This is a genomic window from Roseofilum sp. (genome assembly GCF_982964205.1).
In genome coordinates this window covers 1-2,485 of sequence record NZ_CEZBFX010000221.1, presented here as the reverse complement: position 1 = coordinate 2,485, position 2,485 = coordinate 1, and the positions used below count along the sequence as shown (strand labels likewise).

The 2,485-nt window shown below is 46.7% G+C and carries 3 protein-coding genes and 1 pseudogene; 2 read left to right on the top strand and 2 right to left on the bottom strand.

Translation table 11 applies throughout. The features are described from left to right. Positions 1-220: 220 nt before the first annotated feature. Positions 221-1,222: a hydroxymethylbilane synthase gene (hemC, locus tag AC3A14_RS24555; RefSeq protein ID WP_487779237.1), complete on the bottom strand. Its 1,002-nt coding sequence runs from the start codon at positions 1,220-1,222 to the stop codon at positions 221-223. A 231-nt stretch (positions 1,223-1,453) separates the two neighbouring features. On the opposite strand from hemC, the pseudogene AC3A14_RS24550 reads away from it, so the two are divergent. Both AC3A14_RS24550 and AC3A14_RS24545 read left to right on the top strand, forming a co-directional pair. Next, positions 1,454-1,663: pseudogene (locus tag AC3A14_RS24550) on the top strand (IS110 family transposase); the annotation flags it as partial. Then, positions 1,646-2,068: a transposase gene (locus AC3A14_RS24545; protein ID WP_487779238.1), complete on the top strand. Its 423-nt coding sequence runs from the start codon at positions 1,646-1,648 to the stop codon at positions 2,066-2,068. The pseudogene AC3A14_RS24550 and the gene AC3A14_RS24545, both read left to right, overlap by 18 nt. Here AC3A14_RS24545 and AC3A14_RS24540 read toward each other — a convergent pair. Further along, a partial coding sequence (locus AC3A14_RS24540; RefSeq protein ID WP_487779236.1) for a transposase occupies positions 2,003-2,485 on the bottom strand: 483 nt, incomplete at its 5' end. The genes AC3A14_RS24545 and AC3A14_RS24540 overlap by 66 nt on opposite strands.

The following is a 2,485-nucleotide window of genomic DNA, read 5'->3' as shown; positions in this document are numbered from 1 at the left end:
AATTTCACCGTAACTAGGATGATTCTTCACGTAGGCGTTTGCCCTTACTCACTTTTTAAGTATAACAAATTTAGGCGACTAAAGTTGCACGAGTCGCTTTTCCTCGTGTTTTTAAATGAGTTATTCATGATTGTCCCTCATCCTCCAGCCCCTTCTCCCGCAGGAGAAGGGGAGCAGAGTGTAGAGGTTGGGTTGAGGAACGAAACCCTACAGGGGGTCGTTAACTACGGTCAATTTGGGCGAGAATTTCCGCTAGGATCTCCCCTGCACCGCGTCCTCGTAGTTCTTCGGCAAGATTAATCCCCAGGTGTTCCGCTTCTTGGCAACTGCCGGTAACTTGGTCGCGAATGAGGCGCTGGCCATCTAAACTAGCTACCATACCAACTAAGGTGAGGCGATCGCCTTCAATAGACGTATTCACGCCAATGGGAACTTGGCATCCCCCTTCTAAGGTTCGCAGAAAAGCCCGTTCAGCCAAACAGCGATAGAGTGTAGGTTGATGTTGAATCACCTGAATAATCTCCAACACTGCCCGATCTTTCTTAAGATTTTCTTCGGTTTCCTGGTCATTAATCTGACGGCATTCGATACCCAATGCTCCTTGTCCGACAGCATGGAGAGAAATATCAGACGGAATTTCCTGTTGAATGCGATCGCTCATGTCCAAGCGCTTTAAGCCCGCTGCTGCTAGAATCAGGGCATCATATTCCCCATCATCCAACTTTTTCAGACGAGTATTCAAATTTCCCCGCACATCCTTAAACGCCAGTTGTGGGAAATAATGGCGCAGTTGGGCCAAACGCCGCAAAGAAGACGTACCCACTACCGCACCATCGGGGAGAGTTTCCAATTTCTTATCCCCATACTTAGCATTCACCACTAATGCATCAGCCGGGTTTTCCCTCTGTGTCACGCAACCGAGCATCAAACCTTCCGGTAAATTGGTCGGTAAATCTTTCAGGGAATGCACAGCCATATCCGTTGTTCTAGCGAGCATTCCCACTTCCAGTTCCTTAGTAAACAACCCCTTATCGCCAATTTTCGCCAGGGGAACATCCAGGATTTTATCTCCTTGGGTACTCATGGTTTCAATCTCAAATCGAGTATCGGGGTGATGGACCTGGAGTTGAGCTTGTACCCATTCGCTTTGAACCAGAGCAAGTTGGCTTTTACGGGAACCCAGGCGTACAGTTTGGGGAGAGGTTGTAGCAGAGGAGGTCATTAATAATAATTTCTTTTTGCAGATAGACTCACTTGATCTAGAGTACCAGGAATGGGAAGGCAATAGGCAATAGGGTTTAGAATGTCATTAGCATTGCAATTCCCATCCTCCGTAGATACTGTCTTGGATGTCAAGGGGAGGAAATCCGGCCAAGTCAGAGATCATTAAACAGCCAGCTCCATCGATGTAGATAAGGAGGGAAATAAAGAATAGACAAGACAACAGTTCACCGTCAGTATAGTCAATCCGGCTCGGATTAAGGGATTTGCCAAAAGTGAACTCTTACGCACTAAAACTGACTCCGTGGATGCTGGCTTAATTGCTCGCTTTTGCCAAGCCATTAACCCATCTCCTTGGACTCCCCTGCCAGCAGAGATTAAGGAGCTTCAAGAGTTGATGCGACGCTTAGAAGCGCTGCAACAGATGGAACAACAAGAGCGCAACCGCCTGGAAACCTCTACAGGTGTGATAACTGAGTTAATCTTATCTCATCTAGAGGGTCTACACCAGCAGCAAAAACAAGTTAAACAACTGATTCGAGACCATTTTCAGCGCCATCCCCACCTGGGAAAACAACAGGAGCTATTAACCTCTATTCCCGGTATTGGTGAACTGAGTGCCTCGGTTCTTCTGGCGGAAATTGGTCAGATTGAGAACTATCATAGAGCTCGTCAGTTAGCCGCTTATGCTGGGTTAACTCCTAGTCAATGGACTTCTGGCACTTCCGTTCAACGTAAACCCCGCCTTTCTCATACCGGTAATCGACGTTTGAGAAAAGCTTTATATATGCCAGCGATAGTGGCTATGGGCCATAATCCCCTTCTCAAGGCTTTCAGCCAGACGTGATTGAGTCGAGGGAAGGTGAAAATGCCGGTGAGCGCGGCCGTTATGCGTAAACTTCTTCATTTGGTGTTTGCCTTGTTGAAGTCCCAAAAGCCTTTTGACCCCAATTACACGATCATAGATCATCGCCTCACTTATTTCTGGTAATTGCTCCTGGTCTACAATTAAACGTCGATTTTGCACCAGCCAAGCAAATGTTCGTTCTACAACCCAACGCCGTGGCAACACTTCAAACTGCTTCTTTTTCTTCTCGATCACTTCTACTCTAGCTTGACTGACCAGAGCGATCATTTGGGTAAATTTTTTCCCGGCATATCCTTGATCGACCCAAATTACTTGAAGCTTAGAGATTTTCTCTTGTCCTTCACTGACTAAAACCACTCCTCCTTTTCTTTCTGAGAAATTCGCTTCAGTCACTAA

Excerpts from the sequence above, each read along its gene's own strand:
- hemC (WP_487779237.1), bottom strand. The coding sequence starts at position 1,222 with ATGACCTCCTCTGCTACAACCTCTCCCCAAACTGTACGCCTGGGTTCC.
- AC3A14_RS24545 (WP_487779238.1), top strand. The coding sequence starts at position 1,646 with ATGGAACAACAAGAGCGCAACCGCCTGGAAACCTCTACAGGTGTGATA.